At 56.1% G+C, this 19040-nt stretch carries 16 protein-coding genes; 12 read left to right on the forward strand and 4 right to left on the reverse strand.

Going from position 1 to position 19040, the window contains the following annotated elements:
* Positions 1-27: 27 nt before the first annotated feature.
* A complete protein-coding gene (locus tag VI01_RS10200) occupies positions 28-1290 on the forward strand; it encodes a PTS ascorbate transporter subunit IIC (protein ID WP_034827723.1) in 1263 nt (420 codons plus the stop codon).
* A 51-nt stretch (positions 1291-1341) separates the two neighbouring features.
* Positions 1342-2022: a D-allulose 6-phosphate 3-epimerase gene (alsE, locus tag VI01_RS10205; RefSeq protein ID WP_045815037.1), complete on the forward strand. Its 681-nt coding sequence runs from the start codon at positions 1342-1344 to the stop codon at positions 2020-2022.
* Positions 2023-2131: 109 nt separating this feature from the next.
* On the opposite strand, the gene VI01_RS10210 is transcribed toward alsE, so the two are convergent.
* Positions 2132-3472, reverse strand: a complete 1341-nt coding sequence (locus tag VI01_RS10210) for an aspartate aminotransferase family protein (protein ID WP_045815038.1) — start codon at positions 3470-3472, stop codon at positions 2132-2134.
* A gap of 172 nt (positions 3473-3644) precedes the next feature.
* Here VI01_RS10210 and VI01_RS10215 point away from each other — a divergent pair, with 172 nt between their 5' ends.
* On the forward strand, positions 3645-4421 hold the full coding sequence (locus tag VI01_RS10215) for a DeoR/GlpR family DNA-binding transcription regulator (protein ID WP_045815039.1): 777 nt from the start codon (positions 3645-3647) through the stop codon (positions 4419-4421).
* Here VI01_RS10215 and fdhD read toward each other — a convergent pair.
* Positions 4418-5200 (reverse strand): formate dehydrogenase accessory sulfurtransferase FdhD, encoded by a 783-nt coding sequence (gene fdhD / locus VI01_RS10220; protein ID WP_231638497.1) that lies wholly within the window; start codon positions 5198-5200, stop codon positions 4418-4420. The two genes, VI01_RS10215 and fdhD, sit on opposite strands and share 4 nt — an antisense overlap.
* Before the next feature lie 305 nt (positions 5201-5505).
* On the opposite strand from fdhD, the gene fdnG reads away from it, so the two are divergent.
* The 9 genes from fdnG to VI01_RS24895 all read left to right on the forward strand — a co-directional run bounded on the left by fdnG (position 5506) and on the right by VI01_RS24895 (position 15679).
* The gene (gene fdnG / locus VI01_RS10230) at positions 5506-8553 is read left to right on the forward strand and encodes a formate dehydrogenase-N subunit alpha (RefSeq protein WP_156149350.1); all 3048 of its coding nucleotides are present in this window, start codon (positions 5506-5508) and stop codon (positions 8551-8553) included.
* Between the two features lie 10 nt (positions 8554-8563).
* A complete protein-coding gene (fdxH, locus tag VI01_RS10235) occupies positions 8564-9463 on the forward strand; it encodes a formate dehydrogenase subunit beta (protein WP_045815041.1) in 900 nt (299 codons plus the stop codon).
* Entirely contained in the window at positions 9463-10104 is a 642-nt protein-coding gene (fdoI, locus tag VI01_RS10240) for a formate dehydrogenase cytochrome b556 subunit (protein WP_045815103.1), read from the forward strand. Before fdxH ends, fdoI begins: the two co-directional genes overlap by 1 nt.
* Positions 10104-11030 (forward strand): formate dehydrogenase accessory protein FdhE, encoded by a 927-nt coding sequence (fdhE, locus tag VI01_RS10245; protein WP_045815042.1) that lies wholly within the window; start codon positions 10104-10106, stop codon positions 11028-11030. Before fdoI ends, fdhE begins: the two co-directional genes overlap by 1 nt.
* A 129-nt stretch (positions 11031-11159) precedes the next feature.
* Complete coding sequence (locus tag VI01_RS10250) at positions 11160-11771, forward strand: glutathione S-transferase (protein WP_045815043.1); 612 nt, start codon at positions 11160-11162, stop codon at positions 11769-11771.
* A 13-nt stretch (positions 11772-11784) separates the two neighbouring features.
* The gene (gene selA, locus VI01_RS10255; RefSeq protein WP_045815044.1) at positions 11785-13164 is read left to right on the forward strand and encodes an L-seryl-tRNA(Sec) selenium transferase; all 1380 of its coding nucleotides are present in this window, start codon (positions 11785-11787) and stop codon (positions 13162-13164) included.
* Complete coding sequence (gene selB, locus VI01_RS10260) at positions 13161-15011, forward strand: selenocysteine-specific translation elongation factor (protein ID WP_045815045.1); 1851 nt, start codon at positions 13161-13163, stop codon at positions 15009-15011. The genes selA and selB overlap by 4 nt, the downstream gene beginning before the upstream one ends.
* Positions 15012-15120: 109 nt before the next feature.
* Positions 15121-15408, forward strand: coding sequence for a type II toxin-antitoxin system ParD family antitoxin (locus tag VI01_RS10265; protein WP_045815104.1), 288 nt, complete (start codon positions 15121-15123; stop codon positions 15406-15408).
* The gene (locus VI01_RS24895; protein ID WP_075564097.1) at positions 15371-15679 is read left to right on the forward strand and encodes a type II toxin-antitoxin system RelE/ParE family toxin; all 309 of its coding nucleotides are present in this window, start codon (positions 15371-15373) and stop codon (positions 15677-15679) included. Before VI01_RS10265 ends, VI01_RS24895 begins: the two co-directional genes overlap by 38 nt.
* Before the next feature lie 50 nt (positions 15680-15729).
* Here the strand turns inward: VI01_RS24895 and glyS are convergent, their stop codons facing one another.
* Both glyS and glyQ read right to left on the reverse strand, forming a co-directional pair.
* Complete coding sequence (gene glyS / locus VI01_RS10270; protein ID WP_045815046.1) at positions 15730-17799, reverse strand: glycine--tRNA ligase subunit beta; 2070 nt, start codon at positions 17797-17799, stop codon at positions 15730-15732.
* Between the two features lie 9 nt (positions 17800-17808).
* Complete coding sequence (gene glyQ, locus VI01_RS10275) at positions 17809-18720, reverse strand: glycine--tRNA ligase subunit alpha (protein ID WP_034827699.1); 912 nt, start codon at positions 18718-18720, stop codon at positions 17809-17811.
* Between the last annotated feature and the right edge of the window lie 320 nt (positions 18721-19040).

Below are 19040 nucleotides of genomic sequence, written 5' to 3' on the forward strand. Positions count from 1 at the left end.
GCCCGATTTTACTCACATGGAGTAATTATGCTGCAATTTATCATCAAGGATGTTCTCGGAACACCCGCAATACTTGTCGGCCTTTTTTCCCTGATTGGTTTATTACTGCAAAAGAAACCGGTGTCGGATGTGATTTCCGGCACGCTGAAAACCATCATGGGCTTTGTGATTCTTATCGCCGGGGCCAACCTGATTGCGGCAACACTGACTATTTTCAGCCAGCTGTTTGAGCACTCGTTCAATATTCAGGGTGTCGTGCCGAATACTGATGCGATGGCCGCGCTGGCGCAGAAGAGTTACGGCACTGAAACCGCGATGATCATGGTGTTCGGTATGCTGGTGAACATCCTGCTGGCGCGTATCACCCCGCTGAAGTACATCTTCCTGACCGGTCATCACACGCTCTATATGTCGGCGATGCTGGCAGTGATTCTTTCCGTCGGCGGCGTACATGGCTTCTGGCTGGTGCTCATCGGCTCACTGATTCTCGGCACCATGATGGTGGTGTGCCCGGCGATTCTGCAGCCGTTCACACGTAAAATCACCAATTCGGACGATTTGGCGCTCGGCCACTTCGGCTCGACCGGTTACCTGCTGTCTGCGCTGGTCGGTAAAGCGGTGGGCAAAGGCAGTCCATCCACCGAAGAGTTGAAGGTGCCGAAAACCCTCAACTTCCTGCGTGACTCCTCGGTCGCGATTTCGCTGACCATGATGATTCTGTTTATCGCGCTGGTGTTGGTGGCGGGTAAAGAGTTCACCGAAAGTCAGGTGAGCGGCGGTCAGAACTTCATCGTGTTCGCGATTATTCAGTCCATCACCTTTGCGGCGGGCGTTTATATCATTCTCGCCGGTGTGCGTATGGTGATTGCCGAGATCGTGCCCGCCTTCAAAGGCATCGCGGATAAGTTAGTGCCTAACGCCAAACCGGCGCTGGACTGCCCAACGGTGTTCCCGTTTGCGCCGAATGCGGTGATCATCGGCTTCCTGTGCAGTTTCTCCGCCGGTCTGATCAGCATGTTCCTGTGCCCACTGTTTGGTCTGAGCGTGATTGTTCCTGGTCTGGTGCCCCACTTCTTCTGCGGTGCCACCGCGGGTGTCTACGGCAACATTACGGGTGGACGTCGCGGCGCGGTGGTCGGCTCCTTTGTACAAGGGCTGCTGATCTCCTTCCTGCCTGCGATTCTGCTGCCGCTGATGGGCGACCTGGGCTTTGCTTCCACCACCTTTGGCGACGCGGACTTCGGTATTGTCGGCATCGTACTCGGCCACATTATTTCATTCTTCCATTGATGTCATAAACAGCGCCTGCGGGCGCTGGATTATGTAATGAGGAAATAAACAATGAACGCTCAATTTTCACCGTCATTAATGTGCATGGATCTCACCCGCTTTCGTGAACAGATCGAAGCGATGAATAGCACTGCGGCTTTTTATCATGTCGATATTATGGATGGCAGCTACGTTAAAAATATTACGTTATCGCCGTTCTTTATCGAGAATCTGCGTAAGATCACCGATGTGCCGATTGATGTGCATTTAATGGTGAACCACCCGGAAGATATTATTCCGATGTGTATCGAAGCGGGTGCGGATATTATTAGCTTCCATCCAGAAACAGCGAATAACAAAATATTCCGTCTGCTGAATCAGATCAAAGAAGCGGGCCGTCGCTGCGGCGTGGTATTAAATCCGGCAACACCTGCCGAGAGCATTCGTGAGTATGCACATCTGCTGGATAAGGTTACGGTGATGTCGGTGGACCCTGGCTTTGCGGGGCAGAAATTTATCCCGGAAACACTGAACAAGATTCGCCAGCTGATTGCCCTGCGCGAAGAGCACGGTTATCACTATCTGACCGAGATTGATGGTTCCTGCAATGCGCGCACCTTTAAGCAGATTGCCGCGTCAGGGGTGGATGTGTTTATCGTTGGCACATCAGGTTTGTTCAATCTGGATGACGATGTCGCACAGGCATGGCAGAAGATGGAAAGCATTTTTGCGACCGAGACCGCAGCCGCCTGACTCTTTGCAGGTATGCACCCGGAGTAAATTGTGCTGATTATCAGCCGGGTCGCCATGAATGGCGACCCGGTTCATCATCCTGAAACCGCCTTAAGCCAACCGTCCTGGTTTACCGACCCAGCTCAGTCAGTGACTTATCCAGCGCACCCACCAGCCAATCAATATCCGATTCCTGGAACGCCAATGGTGGGCGTAGCTTCAGTACGTTGCCGTACGGCCCGGCCACCGACGTCAATACATGGTGATCGCGCAGCTTCTCGGTAAGGTCCAGCGCCAGCGCTTTATCCGGCGTTTTGCTCTCCCGATCCTGCACCAGTTCAAAGCCGATAAACAGCCCTGCTCCGCGCACATCGCCAATGCTTTCATGGCGATCCATCAGCTTCTGCAACTCGGCGAGCAGTTTAGCTCCGACCACGCGGCTGTGCTCTTGCAAGCCCTCTTCTTTAATCACCGTCAGGACCGCCTGCGCCGCCGCCATAGCAACCGGGTTGCCGCCAAAGGTATTGAAGTAAGGGATATCGTCACTAAACGCCGCCAGCACATGACTCTTCGCCAGCAGGCCGGAAACCGGAATACCGTTACCCATCGGTTTACCGGTGGTGACCACATCCGGCACCACGCCGTGACGGGCAAAGCCCCAGAATGCATCACCGGTACGACCAAAGCCTGGCTGCACTTCATCGGCAATGAAAATACCGCCGTTAGCGTGCACCACATCCACCGCTTTTTGCAGGAAACCGCGAGGGTTCGGCAAAACACCATCGGAAGAGAAGATTGAATCGGCGAGGAAGCCAGCAAACTTAATGCCGTGCGCTTTCATGTCATCAATCTGTTTCTGAATTTCGTTGGCAAACCATTCACCGAGATCCGGTGTATTGACACGATAAGCATCCGGCGGCGAAACCAGGCGTGTCGTGGCCGCCAGTGGCTGCCCGCTGCCCAGTGCCGGAGAGACGCCAGAGGTGAGATCGCTGGTGCCGTGATAGGCTTCCTGCGACACGATGATGCCTGTACCGCCGCTGAAAGCACGCGCCACGCGAATGGCCAAATCGTTAGCTTCTGATCCGGTGCACATATACATGGCACGGTCGATAGCGTCTGGCGTGGTTGCCAGCAGCTCTTCAGTGTAATCAAGAATGCGTTCGTGCAGATAGCGGGTGTGGGTATTCAGCATCTTCATCTGCTGGTTTACCGCTTCGATCACCGCCGGATGGCAGTGGCCAATGCTGGCCACGTTGTTGTACACATCGAGATATTTGTTACCTGCGGCATCCCACAGATACTGCCCTTCACCGCGCACCAGATGCACCGGCTTACGATAAAACAGGCGATACGACTCGCCCAACACTTTGCTGCGCTTGTCCGTCAGCTGGCGGGTTGCTGCATCCAGACCGTCGGCGTGCTCAGCACGAAAACTGTTGGTGTCCATGATGGTGGAACGTGTAGCCATGGTAACTCCCGTTGCGAAGGTGAAAGGGGTGCATGATGTGTGACCGTTGTCACCATCATGCCTGCTTTAACGAGAAATGCAACCAAATACACAAATACAACTAAATACACATGACGCCATAATGACACTCAGGTAAGCTTAGGCCCAGATTATTACGCTACAGGGAAAAGTCATGCTGCAGGAAACCCGCTTACACCGCATTCGAGCCCTGCTGACCACGCAGCATCAGGTCAGCACCGAGCGCATTATCAATGAGCTGGGTATTTCGCGGGAAACGGCACGGCGAGACATTATTGAGCTGGAAGCGCAGGGTTTAGCCCGACGGGTGCATGGCGGTTTAGTAGCGGTAGATAGCCAGCCGGAAGCACCGCTGCAAGTGCGCCGCAGTGCCCAGGCAAAAGAGAAGCGTTCGATTGCCATAGCGGCTGCGCAGCATTTGCAGCCGGGCCAAACGCTGTTTCTCGATGCCGGCACCACCACCACCATGCTGGCGGAGCAGCTGCGCAGCATGGCCGGCTTAACCATTATCACTAACAGTTTGCAGGCTGCGCTGGCGCTGAGCGCCGCCGAAGAACATGAAACGCTGAATAATCAGGTGATTTTGCTGGGCGGAATGATGATGGCAGGTGCACAGCAGACGCGCGGTGAAATCACGGTCAACGAGATTTACCGCTATCGCGCCGACGTTGCCCTGCTGTCACCGGTTGGCATTGATGCCAAAAATGGTGCCAGCAGTTTCCATCCACACGAAGCGGCGATCGCCCGCGCCATGGTGCAGCAGGCTTCGCGCACCTTTTTACTGGCGGATCACAGCAAGCTGGGAGTGATCAGTCGCACGGTATATGCGCCGATTGGAGACGTGGATTTGCTGATTTGCGACAGCGGCCCCGCCAAACCCGGCGCATTAGCCGCGCTCCAACAGGCGCTGCCACAGGTACAGGTGGTTTAAATCAGGCGCTGTGGATGGCTATACACCGTAGCGCGTCCCGGTTTACTAAACCCTATCAGCGTTAAGTGACAACGCTCGGCGACCTCAACGGCAAGTTGGGTCGCAGCAGATACCGCAAATAATATCTCTACGCCGCACATCGCTGATTTCTGCACCATCTCATAACTGGCGCGGCTGGAGACTAACACAGCACCTTGTTGCCACGGCTGCTGACTGCGATGCCCCAGCAGTTTATCCAGCGCCACATGGCGGCCCACGTCTTCGCAGCCACCGAGCAATTCCCCCTGCGGCGACATCCATGCCGCCGCGTGCGTGCATCCGGTAAGATTGCCGATGGGTTGGTAATTGCGCAGTTGCGCCAGCCCGCTATCGAGGTTCGCCAGATCGAAGGTTTGGGTAAACGGCAGCGGTTGCAGCGGTTTTCCAATCTGGTCGAGCTGTTCCACGCCGCACACACCGCAGCCGGTGCGCCCCGCCATGGCACGACGCTGCTCTTTCAGTGCCATAAAACGGCGGCTGGAGAGTTCGATCTGCACTTCGATACCGTTGCAGCCGGGCACCACATCCATGCCGAAGATCTCATCAGGCTTCTCAATAATGCCTTCTGAGAGTGAGAAACCGAGCGCAAACGCCTCGAGATCGTTGGGCGTGGCCATCATCACCACATGGGAAATGCCGTTATACACCAGCGCGATCGGCACCTCTTGTGCCAGCCAGTCGGTTTCAGACGTGCTGATATCACGCCGCTGACGCACCTGCGCCTGCACTGCGCCTGAGATCTCAATCACACTCTGATGACTTTCCTGTGCTTTGACTTTCACTTTGCTCGCCTCGGACAACAACCATATTAAAGCAGTGGTATTATTCTGCTGCTATTCTCACACTGTTAGTTGGGTCATTGTGAACCTCGGCCCAACGCATCACAAAAAAATTTTTGCCCGTCATTCGGATGGTGACAAGGCAGCAAGCCCTTTCAAGTCGGGAGCTTACACCCGTAAGCGACAGAAACGAATGGGTGAAGGTCATGCAGCGACCATTTGGATGACGCAGGCAAATTGTAGCAATGTCGACTCAAGGATTATTCATGAACGTCAGCCGAAGAAAATTCTTCAAAATCTGTGCTGGCGGTATGGCAGGGACATCGGCAGCACTCCTCGGCTTTACGCCAGAGGTGGCGCTGGCGGAAACGCGACAGTACAAGCTGCTGCGTGCCCGCGAAACCCGCAACACCTGCACTTACTGCTCAGTGGGCTGTGGCTTATTAATGTATAGCCTCGGTGACGGCGCGAAAAACGCCAAAGAGACCATTTTCCACATTGAAGGCGATCCAGACCATCCGGTGAGCCGCGGTGCATTGTGCCCGAAAGGCGCTGGCCTGCTGGATTTTGTCCACAGTGAAAGCCGCCTGCACTACCCCGAATACCGCGCGCCAGGTTCAGATAAATGGCAGCGTATCAGTTGGGATGACGCCTTTGATCGTATCGCTAAACTGCTGAAAGCGGATCGCGACGCCAACTTTATCGCGCAAAACGCTGCAGGCGTTACCGTGAACCGCTGGCTCTCATCAGGCATGCTGTGCGCCTCCGCGTCCAGCAATGAAACCGGCTATTTAACCCAGAAATTTACCCGATCGCTCGGCATGTTAGCGGTCGACAACCAGGCACGCGTTTGACACGGACCAACGGTAGCAAGTCTTGCTCCAACATTTGGTCGCGGTGCGATGACCAACCACTGGGTCGACATCCGTAATGCCAATCTGATCGTTGTGATGGGCGGTAACGCCGCTGAAGCGCATCCTGTGGGATTCCGCTGGGCGATGGAAGCCAAGATTCACAACAAAGCCAAATTGATTGTTATCGATCCGCGCTTCACGCGTACGGCATCGGTGGCAGACTTTTACACGCCGATTCGTTCCGGCACCGACATTGCTTTCCTGTCGGGCGTGCTGCTGTGGCTGATGCAAAATGACAAAATCCAGCATGAATATGTGCAGGCGTACACCAACGCCAGCCTGATTGTGCGCGAGGACTATCATTTTGATGACGGCCTGTTCAGCGGCTACGACGAAGCCAATCGCAAATATGACAAAACCAGCTGGAACTACGAGTTGGGCGATGACGGCTTTGCCAAACGCGATGACAGCCTGCAACACCCGCGCTGCGTGTGGAATCTGCTGAAACAGCACGTTAGCCGTTACACGCCAGAAATGGTGTCACGTATTTGTGGCACACCAAAAGACGACTTCCTGCATGTCTGCGAGCTGATCGGTGAAACCAGCGCGCGCGATCGCACCACCTCATTCCTGTATGCACTGGGCTGGACGCAGCACTCGGTCGGTGCGCAAAACATCCGCACCATGGCGATGATCCAGCTGTTGCTCGGCAACATGGGCATGGCTGGGGGCGGCGTCAATGCGCTGCGCGGACACTCCAATATTCAGGGGCTCACCGATCTCGGCCTGCTGTCGCAAAGTTTGCCAGGTTATATGACGTTGCCGTCGGAGAAACAGACCGATCTGCAAACCTATCTCGCGGCCAATACGCCGAAACCGACGCTACCCGGCCAGGTGAACTACTGGGGTAACTACCCGAAATTCTTTGTCAGCATGATGAAAGCCTTCTTTGGCGACAAAGCGCAGGCCGAGAATAGCTGGGGCTTCGACTGGCTGCCGAAGTGGGACAAGGGCTACGACGTTTTGCAGTACTTCGAGATGATGTCGCAGGGGAAAGTAAACGGCTATTTATGCCAGGGCTTTAACCCGGTCGCGTCGTTCCCGAACAAACGCAAAGTGATCGATTCGCTGTCGAAACTGAAATTCCTGGTGACCATCGACCCGCTTAACACCGAAACCTCGACCTTCTGGCAAAACCACGGCGAGTTCAACGATGTTGATCCGGCGAAGATTCAGACCGAAGTGTTCCGCCTGCCCTCCACCTGCTTTGCCGAAGAGAATGGCTCCATCGTCAACTCCGGACGCTGGCTGCAGTGGCACTTTAAAGGTCAGGATGCGCCGGGCGAAGCGCTGAATGACGGTGAAATACTCTCCGGTATTTACAGCCGTCTGCGCAAAATGTACGCCAGCGAAGGCGGTGCCTTGCCGGAGCAGGTGCTGAACATGACATGGAACTACCAGACGCCTGATAACCCGGCTTCGGAAGAAGTGGCGATGGAGAGCAACGGCAAAGCGCTGGCGGATGTGTTCGATGACAAAGGCACGTTGCTGGTGAAAAAAGGCCAGCAGCTCAGCAGTTTTGCCCAGTTGAAAGATGACGGCAGCACCAGCAGCGGCTGCTGGATATTTGCAGGCAGCTGGACGCCAGATGGCAACCAGATGGCGCGGCGTGATAACACCGATCCGAGTGGATTGGGCAATACGCTGAACTGGAGTTGGGCATGGCCGCTCAATCGACGCATCCTCTACAACCGTGCATCGGCCGATCCACAGGGCAACCCGTGGGATCCGAAACGGCAAATCCTCAAATGGGATGGCAGCAAATGGGGCGGTATGGATATTCCGGACTACAGCACCGCCGCACCGGGCAGCAATGTCGGGCCGTTTATCATGCAGCCAGAAGGCATGGGCCGCCTGTTCGCACTCGATAAAATGGCCGAAGGTCCGTTCCCGGAACATTACGAGCCGTTTGAAACGCCACTCGGCACGAATCCACTGCATCCGAACGTCATTTCGAACCCGGCAGCACGCGTGTTCAAAGACGATCTGGCGGCGATGGGGAAAGCCGAGCAGTTCCCGTATGTCGGCACCACGTATCGTCTCACCGAGCATTTCCACTACTGGACCAAACACGCGTTGCTCAATGCCATCGCGCAGCCGGAGCAGTTTGTGGAGATTGGTGAGAAGCTGGCCAACAAGCTGGGCATCGTGCAGGGCGATACGGTGAAAGTGAGCTCCAATCGCGGTTTTATCAAAGCCAAAGCGGTGGTCACCAAACGCCTGCGCCCACTCGATGTGGATGGCAAAACCGTCGATACCGTCGGCATTCCGATTCACTGGGGCTATCAGGGCATTGCGAAGAAAGGCTTTATCGCCAATACCCTGACGCCGTTTGTCGGTGATGCCAACACGCAAACGCCAGAGTTCAAGGCGTTCCTGGTTAACGTTGAGAAGGTGTAGGAGAACGTAGATGGCTTATCAATCACAAGACATTATCCGCCGCTCCGCCACCAATGGTTTCACGCCTGCCCCGCAGGCGCGTAATCATCAGCAGGAGGTGGCGAAGCTGATCGACGTGACCACCTGCATCGGTTGCAAAGCCTGCCAGGTGGCGTGTTCAGAGTGGAACGACATCCGCGATGAGGTTGGGCATAACGTTGGGGTGTATGACAACCCAGCGGATCTGACCGCCAAATCCTGGACGGTGATGCGCTTCTCAGAAGTGGAGGAGAACGGCAAGTTAGAGTGGCTTATCCGCAAGGATGGCTGCATGCACTGCGCCGATCCCGGCTGCCTGAAAGCCTGTCCGTCCGAAGGCGCGATTATTCAGTACGCCAACGGCATCGTCGATTTTCAGTCCGAGCAGTGCATTGGCTGCGGCTACTGCATTGCCGGCTGTCCGTTCGACGTGCCGCGCCTGAATAAAGATGACAACCGCGTGTATAAATGCACCCTGTGCGTCGATCGTGTCAATGTGGGTCAGGAACCGGCGTGTGTGAAAACCTGCCCGACCGGCGCCATCCATTTCGGTAGTAAAACCGATATGCAGGCGCTGGCGGCAGAACGCGTGGCGGAGTTGAATACGCGCGGCTATGACAATGCGGGCTTGTACGATCCGGAAGGCGTCGGCGGCACGCATGTCATGTATGTGCTGCACCATGCCAACAAACCGCAGCTGTATCACGGTTTGCCGGAAAACCCGAGTATCAGTCCGGCGGTCACTTTCTGGAAAGGCATCTGGAAACCGCTGGCGGCGATCGGTTTCGCCGCCACCTTCGCTGCCTCGGTATTCCACTATGTCGGCGTCGGGCCGAACCGGGTGGAAGAGGATGAGGACGAGAACCTGCACGAAAAAGAGGAGCGCGAATGATGAAAAAGCGCGATCGTCTGGTGCGCTACAGCGCACCGGAACGCATCAATCACTGGATTGTGGCGTTCTGTTTTGTTCTGGCAGCCCTGAGCGGGCTGGGTTTCTTCTTCCCATCCTTTAACTGGCTGATGCACGTGCTGGGTACGCCACAACTGGCGCGCATCCTGCATCCGTTTGTCGGTGTAGTGATGTTCGCCGCTTTTCTGATCATGTTCTTGCGCTACTGGAAACAGAATCTGATCAATCGCGAAGACCTGATCTGGGCGAAAAACATCAATAAGATCGTGCGCAATGAAGAGGTGGGTGATACCGGCAAATACAACTTCGGGCAGAAGTGTGTGTTCTGGGCTGCTATCATCAGCTTAGTCTTGCTGCTGGCGAGCGGAATTGTTATCTGGCGTCCTTACTTCGCCGGGGCCTTTGCGATTCCGCTGATTCGCGCCGCTTTGGTGGTGCATTCGGTCTCAGCTGTGGCATTGATCGTGGTGATTATGGTGCACATTTATGCGGCCCTGTGGGTCAAAGGCACTATTACTGCCATGGTTGAGGGCTGGGTGCCGGCCGCGTGGGCAAAGAAACATCATCCACGCTGGTATCGTGAGCAGCGCCAACGCCAAACACAACAGGAAAAACGTCCCTGATGAGTATTCGCATTATCCCGCAGGACCAGCTGGAGAAAGGCGAAAAAAACACGGCGGAACAGGTTCCGCCGTTACTTTTCCCTCGGCTGAAAAATCTGTACAGCCGCCGTGCAGCGCGTTTACGTGAGCTGGCAGCGAAGAATCCGCTGGGCGATTATCTGCGTTTTGCTGCAGTGATCGCGCAGGCGCAAGACATCGTGCTGTACGATCACCCGCTGCAACTCGATTTGCGCCAGCGTTTGGCCGAAAGCGCCGAACAGGGCAAACCTCCGCTCGATATTCACACCTATCCCCGCGATGCCCACTGGCAGCGTCTGCTGCATTCGCTGATTGCCGAGCTGAAGCCCGAGATGAGCGGCCAGGCATTAGCGGTGCTGGAGAACCTGGAAAAAGCCTCCTCTTCCGAGCTGGAAGGCCTGGCCAGCGCGCTACTGGAGGGGGATTTTGCGCAGGTCAGCAGCGATAAAGCCCCGTTTATTTGGGCAGCGCTTTCGATCTATTGGGCGCAGATGGCAGCGCTGATCCCCGGCAAAGCCCGCGCAGAATACGGCGAGCATCGTCAATTCTGCCCGGTGTGCGCCAGCGTGCCGGTGACCAGCGTGGTGCATATGGATGTGGGCCAGCAGGGGCTGCGTTATCTACACTGTAATCTGTGTGAAAGTGAATGGTATGTGGTGCGCAGCAAGTGCTCCAACTGCGAGCAAACGCGCGACCTGCACTACTGGTCACTCGACAGCGAAAAAGCCGCGGTGAAAGCCGAAAGCTGTGGTGACTGTGGCACCTATTTGAAGATGTTGTATCAGGAGAAGGATCCGGCGGTGGAACCGGTGGCCGATGATTTGGCCTCGCTGGTGCTGGATGCGCGTATGGAGCAGGAAGGCTTTGCGCGCAGCAGCCTGAATCCGTTTATGTTTCCTGGGGATTGAGCAAATTGTCGCTGTCCTACGAACTGTCGCGGCACGATTTATCGCGCTGATTTTGAGCCATACAACAACGTGCGATACATCGCGCCGCTACAATTTGCGTACCTATCACTGTCGCAAAGGAAACGCCTGATGAAACTGATTGGCAGCTACACCAGCCCTTTTGTCCGCAAAATTTCGGTGATCCTGTTGGAAAAAGGCCTGGTGTTCGAATTTGTTAACCAGTCGCCTTGGGTAGAAGACAGCCACGTGCCGCACTACAACCCGCTGGGCAAAGTACCTGCACTGGTCGACGATAACCATCTCACCTGGTTTGATTCTTCGATTATCGCCCAGGTCATTGAGCTACGCGGTGACGCCCCTGCTCTGTTGCCGGATGACGCCCTGCTCGCTCTGCAGGTACGTCAGCTGGAAAAGCTCGCCGATGGCATCAACGATGCCGCCGTGATGATTGTGCGCGAACAAATGCGCCCCGGCGAACAGCAATCCGAAGAAGTGCTAATGCGTAATCGCGAGAAAATTTTGCGAGGGTTGGATGCGCTGGAAACGGCAGCGGCTCAGGGTGAACTGCTGAACAGCGGTACGCTCAATCTGGCCGACATCGCCACTGGCTGCATGATCGGTTATCTCAACTTCCGTCGGGTGCTGCCTAACTGGTGCGTGAACCGCCCGGCCTTGATCAAGCTGGCCGATACGTTGTTTGCGCGGGAGAGTTTTGCCCGCACCGTTCCGCCTTCCAGCTAAGCTAAGCCACCCGATGAAAACACTGTATTCACAACTGCCTGCTATCGACAGCCTGCTGCGCGATCCCGCGATGCAGCCGCTGCTGCTGCAAACGGGCACCGCGTTTACCACCCGTCAGCTGCGCGCCATGCAGCAAGAAGCACGCTCGCATATTCAACAGCATCAAACTTTACCCGGCTGGCATCTTAACTGGCCAGAGGAAGCGCAGCGCCGCGCGCAACAGCAGCAACAAAGCGCGCTGCGTCCGGTGTTCAATCTCACTGGCACCGTGCTGCACACCAACCTGGGCCGTGCGCAGTTAAGCGCGCGCGCGATTGAGGCAGTCACTGCCTGCTTGCGCCAGCCGGTCACGCTGGAATATGCGCTGGATGATGCGTCACGTGGCCATCGCGATCGTGCGGTGAGTGCGCTGCTGTGTGAACTGACGGGGGCTGAAGCGGCCTGTATCGTGAATAACAATGCCGCCGCCGTGTTGCTGATGCTGGCAGCACTGGCGCCAGGTCGCGAAGTGATTGTCTCACGCGGTGAGCTGGTCGAAATCGGCGGTGCGTTCCGCATCCCCGATGTGATGCGCCAGGCGGGCTGCCAGCTGGTTGAAGTCGGCACCACTAATCGCACCCATCTGAAAGATTATCGTGCTGGCATCAGCGACAACACCGGTTTGTTGATGAAGGTGCATACCAGCAACTACCAGATTCAGGGCTTCACCCATGCGGTTGCGGAAGCCGAGCTGGTGGCGTTGGCGGCGCAACATCAGCTGCCGGTGATCACTGATTTAGGCAGCGGTTCGCTCATCGACATGACCGCTTTTCATTTGCCCGCCGAGCCGATGCCGCAACAGCTGATTGCCGCCGGTGTGGATCTGGTGAGTTTTTCCGGCGATAAACTGCTGGGCGGTCCGCAAGCAGGGATTATCGTCGGCAAACAGGCGCTTATCGATCGGCTGCAACAGCATCCGCTTAAGCGTGCTTTACGCGTGGATAAGATGACGCTGGCCGCGCTGGAAGCCACCTTGCAGCTTTACCGCCAACCGGAAACTTTGCGCGAAGCGCTGCCCACGCTGCGTTTGTTGACGCGATCGCCACACGAGATTTTGCAGCAGGCCGAACGACTGATGCCTGCGCTGGAACATGCCTATGGCGCTGATTTTTCCATTAATATCGCCGCCTGTTCGTCGCAAATCGGCAGCGGTTCATTACCCGTTGAGCGCTTACCGAGTTTTGCCATCACGTTTAGCCCACGTGAATCTCACGGCAGCTCGCTGGATGCACTGGCGCAACGCTGGCGTGCATTATCACAACCGGTGATTGGCCGCATCCAGGAAGGAAGACTGTGGCTGGATTTGCGCTGCCTTGAAGATGAAGCGGCGCTGATACGGACCTTAACCACATGATTATCGCCACCGCTGGACACGTCGATCACGGTAAAACCGCGCTGCTACAGGCGCTCACCGGTGTCGATGCCGATCGCCTGCCTGAAGAGAAACGGCGCGGCATGACTATCGATCTCGGCTACGCCTACTGGCCGCAACCGGATGGCCGCGTTGTGGGCTTTATCGATGTGCCCGGACACGAGAAATTCCTCGCCAATATGCTGGCGGGCATCGGCGGTATTCATCATGCCTTATTGGTGGTGGCGTGCGATGACGGTGTGATGCCGCAAACACGTGAGCATTTGCAACTACTGAGTCTGGCCGGGCAACCTCCACTCAGCGTTGCCTTGACCAAAGCAGATCGCGTGGACGCCGTACGCATAGCCGAAGTACAGCACCAGGTGGCGGAGTTAACGCAGCAGCTGGGCTGGCTGGCGGTACCGCAGTTTGTCACCAGTAGCACCACCCAGCAAGGCATCGACGCGCTGCGCCAGCATTTGGGTCAACTATGCGCACCGTCTATCGACACGCACCGCCGCTTTCGCCTCGCCATTGATCGTGCATTTACCCTCAAAGGCAGCGGATTAGTGGTCACCGGCACCGCCCTTTCGGGTGAAGTCAGCGTGGGCGATACCTTATGGCTCAGCAGCCTCAATCGACCCGTACGCGTGCGTTCTCTGCATGCGCAGAATCAGCAAGTCACACGTGCGCAGGCCGGAGAACGCATCGCATTGAATATCGTTGGCGATGTGGAGAAAGACCAGATTGCGCGCGGTGACTGGCTGCTGGCACAACCACAACCCTCGGGCACCCTGCGACTGATCGTGGCGCTGCGTTTGCTACAGCCGTTAAAAAATCCCTCGCAGCCAGTCCATCTTCACCATGCCGCCAGCCATGTGACTGGCAGACTGAATCTGATTGCAGGCGAACTGGCGGAACTGGTGCTCAACGAGCCGCTGTGGGTGGCGGAAAACGATCGGCTGATTATCCGCGACAGCAATGCACAGCTCACGCTCGGTGGCGGACGGGTGCTGCTGCTGAACAGCAAGAAACGCGGCAAGCGTCATCCTGATTATCTTGGCTGGCTGCAACAGCTGGCGGCAGCGGAAGCCGATGAAGAGAGTTTGCAGGCGCACCTGGCACAGCAACCCGTCGACATGGCCGAGTTGAGTTGGGCACGCCAGTTGAGTGACGTTGCACTCACCAACCTGCTGGACAAGGTGGCGCCCGTGCGGCTCGGCAGCGCCATCATGGCTGCAGAACAGGCCAATGACTGGCAGCAGCGACTGCTGGCAGCGCTCACCGCGTTTCATCAGCAGCACCCTGAAGTGCCGGGCATTGGTCGCGATCGCTTGCGTCGCGTGGCTCTCCCCCACCAGCCGCCGGAACAGGTTATCGCACTGATCGATCGGCTGCTTTCACAAGGCCAGTTGCAGCACCGGCAAGGCTGGCTGCATTTGCCTGACTTCGAACCGCGCTTCAATCCCCAGGAAGAAACGCTGTGGCAGCAGGTCGACCCACTGTTCAGCGACCAGCCGCTATGGGTACGCGACATTGCACTGGCGACCCAGCAAGATGAAGAAACCATTCGCAGCCTGCTGCTCACCGCCGCGCGCCTCGGTCATATCACGGCGATCGTCCGCGATCGCTACTACCGCAGCGACCAGATCCAGATCTTCGCCGATCTGATTCGCCAGCGTGACGCCAACGGTGGCAGCACCAGCGCCGCCGATTTCCGCAACCAACTCGGCACCGGACGAAAAATCGCGGTACAGATTCTGGAATTCTTCGACCGCAGCGGCTTCACCCGCCGTCGTGGCAACGATCACCTGTTGCGCGACGCCCGCCTGTTCGACACCCGCACTTAATCCTTCGCGTTGCTTCGCAGTTCTCACTGTAACTGCGCTGCAACGCCGATTCCGCATTGCTCAAAAATGTGCCAGGATGTAAGAATATTTCTTACATTGGGACACGATGATGGCACGTACCATGACAATCGATTTAGGTGATGAACTGCGCGAGTTTGTTGAATCTCTGGTGGCGTCCGGTGACTACCGAACCCAAAGCGAAGTGGTGCGCGACTCGCTGCGTTTACTGCGGGAGAAGCAGGCGGCGTCGAAGCTGGAGAATTTAAGAAGGTTGATTCAGGAGGGGATGGACAGTGGAGAACCCATTCCCTGGGACGTAGACGATTTTCTTCGGAGAGCGAAAGCCAGGGCAGGCATTTATGAAAAAAGAAATAGTGATAACACCGAGAGCGAGTGAAGATTTACTGACCATATGGCTTTATGGATGCTGGAATTTTGGAGAAACTCAGGCTGATCGCTATGCCTTGAAAATAAACAAATTATTTTCCAGCCTTCAGGTAAATAATCTGGGACGACGCCGCTCAGATTATGGCCGCGATTTTTACTCCATCATTCATAGTGAACATATCGTCATTTACCGTATTGAGCCTGAGCAGATCGTCATTGCTCGTATTCTGCATCATTCTCAAGATTATCCATCCCATATCACCTGGGACACCTCATTTTAAAAACAAAAAGGGACGATTTCTCGTCCCTTCGGTTCACTTCAGTACATCACTTACTGCAGCAGTGAAATATCCGCTACCTGCAGGAACAGTGCGCGCAGTTGCGCCAGCAGCGTCAGGCGGTTAATACGCACTTCCGCTTCATCGGCGTTAACCATCACGTTGTCGAAGAAGTTATCGACCGCTTCGCGCAGCTGCGCCAGTTCCACCAGCGCATCCTGATAACGGCCTTCCGCGAAGTACGGCTGCAGTTTGTCACCCAGCGCCGTCACGAAGGTCGCCAGCTGGATCTCGGCGTTCTCTTTCAGCAACGATGCCTGCACGCTGTCGTTCAGGGTTTCAGTCGCTTTTGCCAGGATGTTAGATACACGCTTGTTAGCCGCAGCCAGCGACGATGCCGCTTCCAGAGTACGGAAGTGGGAAACCGCTTTCATGCGCGCATCGAAGTCCGCCGGGCGGGTTGGACGACGCGCCAACACGGCCTGGATGGTGTCAACGCTGTGGCCTTCTTCCTGATACCAGGTACGGAAACGACCCAGCATGAAGTCGATCACTTCATCCACCACTTTGCCGTTGCTCAGCTTGCTGCCGTAGAGACGCACCGCTTCCTCGGTCAGGGTTTGCAGATCGAGGGGCAGGTTCTTCTCAACGATAATACGCAGCACACCCAGCGCAGCACGGCGCAGTGCGAACGGGTCTTTATCGCCTTTCGGATGCTGACCAATGCCGAAGATGCCCGCAAGGGTATCCATCTTGTCGGCAATCGCGACAGCACAAGCCACGAGGTTCGATGGCAGCGCATCACCGGCAAAGCGCGGCTGATACTGCTCGTTCAGCGCCACCGCCACATCTTCGGCTTCGCCGTCATGACGCGCATAGTGCATGCCCATCACGCCCTGCGTATCGGTGAACTCGAAGACCATGTTGGTCATCAGGTCACACTTCGACAGCAGGCCCGCGCGGGTGGCGTGGTTCACATCGGCACCAATCTGTGCAGCAATCCAGCCGGCCAGCGCCTGAATGCGGTCCGTTTTATCCCGCAGCGTACCCAGCTCTTTCTGGAACAGTACGGTCTCCAGACGCGGCAGGTTATCTTCAAGACGCTTTTTACGGTCAGTGTTGAAGAAGAACTCGGCATCGGCCAGACGCGGGCGCACCACCTTCTCGTTACCGGAGATGATTTGCTGCGGATCTTTCGATTCGATGTTGGTGACGAAGATAAAGTTTGGCAGCAATTTACCGTCAGCGGAGTACACCGGGAAGTACTTCTGGTCACCCTTCATGGTGTAAACCAGCGCTTCAGAAGGCACCGCGAGGAACTTCTCTTCGAATTTAGCCGTCAGCACCACTGGCCATTCCACCAGCGAGGCCACTTCTTCCAGCAGGCTGTCGCTCAGATCAGCGATACCGCCCAACTGCTGCGCCGCCGCTTCCGCATCCGCTTTGATTTTGGCTTTACGGGTTGCAAAATCAGCCACCACTTTGCCGCGCTCCAGCAGCAATTGCGGATACTGATCGGCGTTGTCGAGGGTGAACTCTGGCTCGCCCATAAAGCGGTGGCCGCGAATCACGCGATCGGACTGAATACCGAGAATCGTCGCAGGGACCAACTCATCACCCAACAGCAGCGTCACAGTATGTACCGGACGTACGAACTGCACGTCGCTTGCACCCCAGCGCATCAGTTTTGGAATCGGCAGCTTGCTTAGCGCGGTTGCCACCATCGCGGGCAGCAGTGCCTGAGCACTTTCGCCTTTCACCGATGCACGATGCACCAGCCATTCACCTTTATCAGTGCTCAGACGCTCAGCCTGATCCACGGTGATGCCGTTACCGCGCGCCCAACCTTCGGCGGCTTTGGTGGCATTGCCATCGGCATCAAACGCGGCAGCAATCGCGGGGCCACGTTTTTCCACTTCACGATCGGCCTGCGCTGTGGCCAATTGGGCCACTTTCAGCGCCAGACGGCGTGGAGAGGCAAACCAGCTCACCTCGCCATGTGCTAAACCGGCGCTGTCCAGTTCTGCGGTAAAGTGCGCAGCAAAGGCTTCTGCCAGGCTACGCAGGGCTTTCGGAGGCAACTCTTCGGTGCCAATTTCCACCAGGAAAGTTTTATCGGTCATGGCTGCCTCTTACTTGTTTTTATTGCACATTGGGAAACCGAGCGCCTCACGAGACGCGTAATAGGCTTCCGCCACGGCTTTCGTCAGGGTGCGGATACGCAGGATATAGCGCTGGCGCTCGGTTACAGAAATCGCCTTGCGTGCATCCAGCAGGTTAAAGCTGTGTGCCGCTTTCAGGATGCGCTCATAAGCTGGCAACGGCAGGGGTTTTTCCAGCGCCAGCAGCTGCTGCGCTTCTTTCTCGTACTGCTCGAAGCAGGAGAACAGGAAGTCCACATCCGCGTATTCAAAGTTATAGGTCGACTGTTCGACTTCGTTCTGATGGAACACTTCACCGTAGGTGGTTTGGCCAAATGGGCCGTCGCTCCACACCAGATCGTAAACACTGTCGACGCCCTGGATGTACATCGCCAGACGCTCAAGTCCGTAAGTGATCTCACCCGTCACTGGCTTACACTCCATGCCGCCCACCTGCTGGAAGTAAGTGAACTGCGTCACTTCCATACCGTTGAGCCACACTTCCCAACCCAGTCCCCAGGCACCCAGAGTAGGGTTTTCCCAGTTATCTTCCACGAAGCGAATATCGTGCACGGTCGGATCCAGGCCCAGCTCTTGCAGTGAACCCAGATACAGCTCCTGCAGATTGTCCGGGTTAGGTTTGATCATCACCTGGAACTGATAGTAGTGCTGTAAACGGTTCGGGTTTTCACCGTAGCGACCATCGGTAGGACGGCGTGAAGGCTGCACATAGGCGGTAGCCATTGGCTCTGGGCCAATGGCGCGCAGGCAGGTCATTGGGTGTGAAGTGCCAGCGCCCACTTCCATGTCCAGCGGCTGGACGATGGTGCAGCCCTGACGCGCCCAGTAATCCTGCAAGGTCAGGATCAGGCCCTGAAAGGTCTTGGTATCAAACTTTTGCATGTTGAGTACGCGATAAGGGTCGATTAAAAAAGAGTGCGACAGTATACCCTTTGACCGCGGATTGTGCAGCCGGAAATCCTGGCGTGCCGGGGAGTGGTTTTGCCACGGTTTAACCGGCTAAAACCTTGAGATAAGAAAATCGTATACGATTCAATCCAACACCGCCACGAACGCGTCATCGCTTAATTTAACCCTTAAATTTCATAAAAATAACCACACTATAATCAAATCCTATTACGTGACACCCATCACCTTTTCGACCCGATGGTCAAAAATCGCACATTGACACTTGTATAATCGTATACGAAATTGCGGTGAAA

This window comes from Pantoea sp. SM3 (genome assembly GCF_000963995.1).
In the GTDB taxonomy this organism is placed as follows: domain Bacteria; phylum Pseudomonadota; class Gammaproteobacteria; order Enterobacterales; family Enterobacteriaceae; genus Pantoea; species Pantoea rwandensis_B.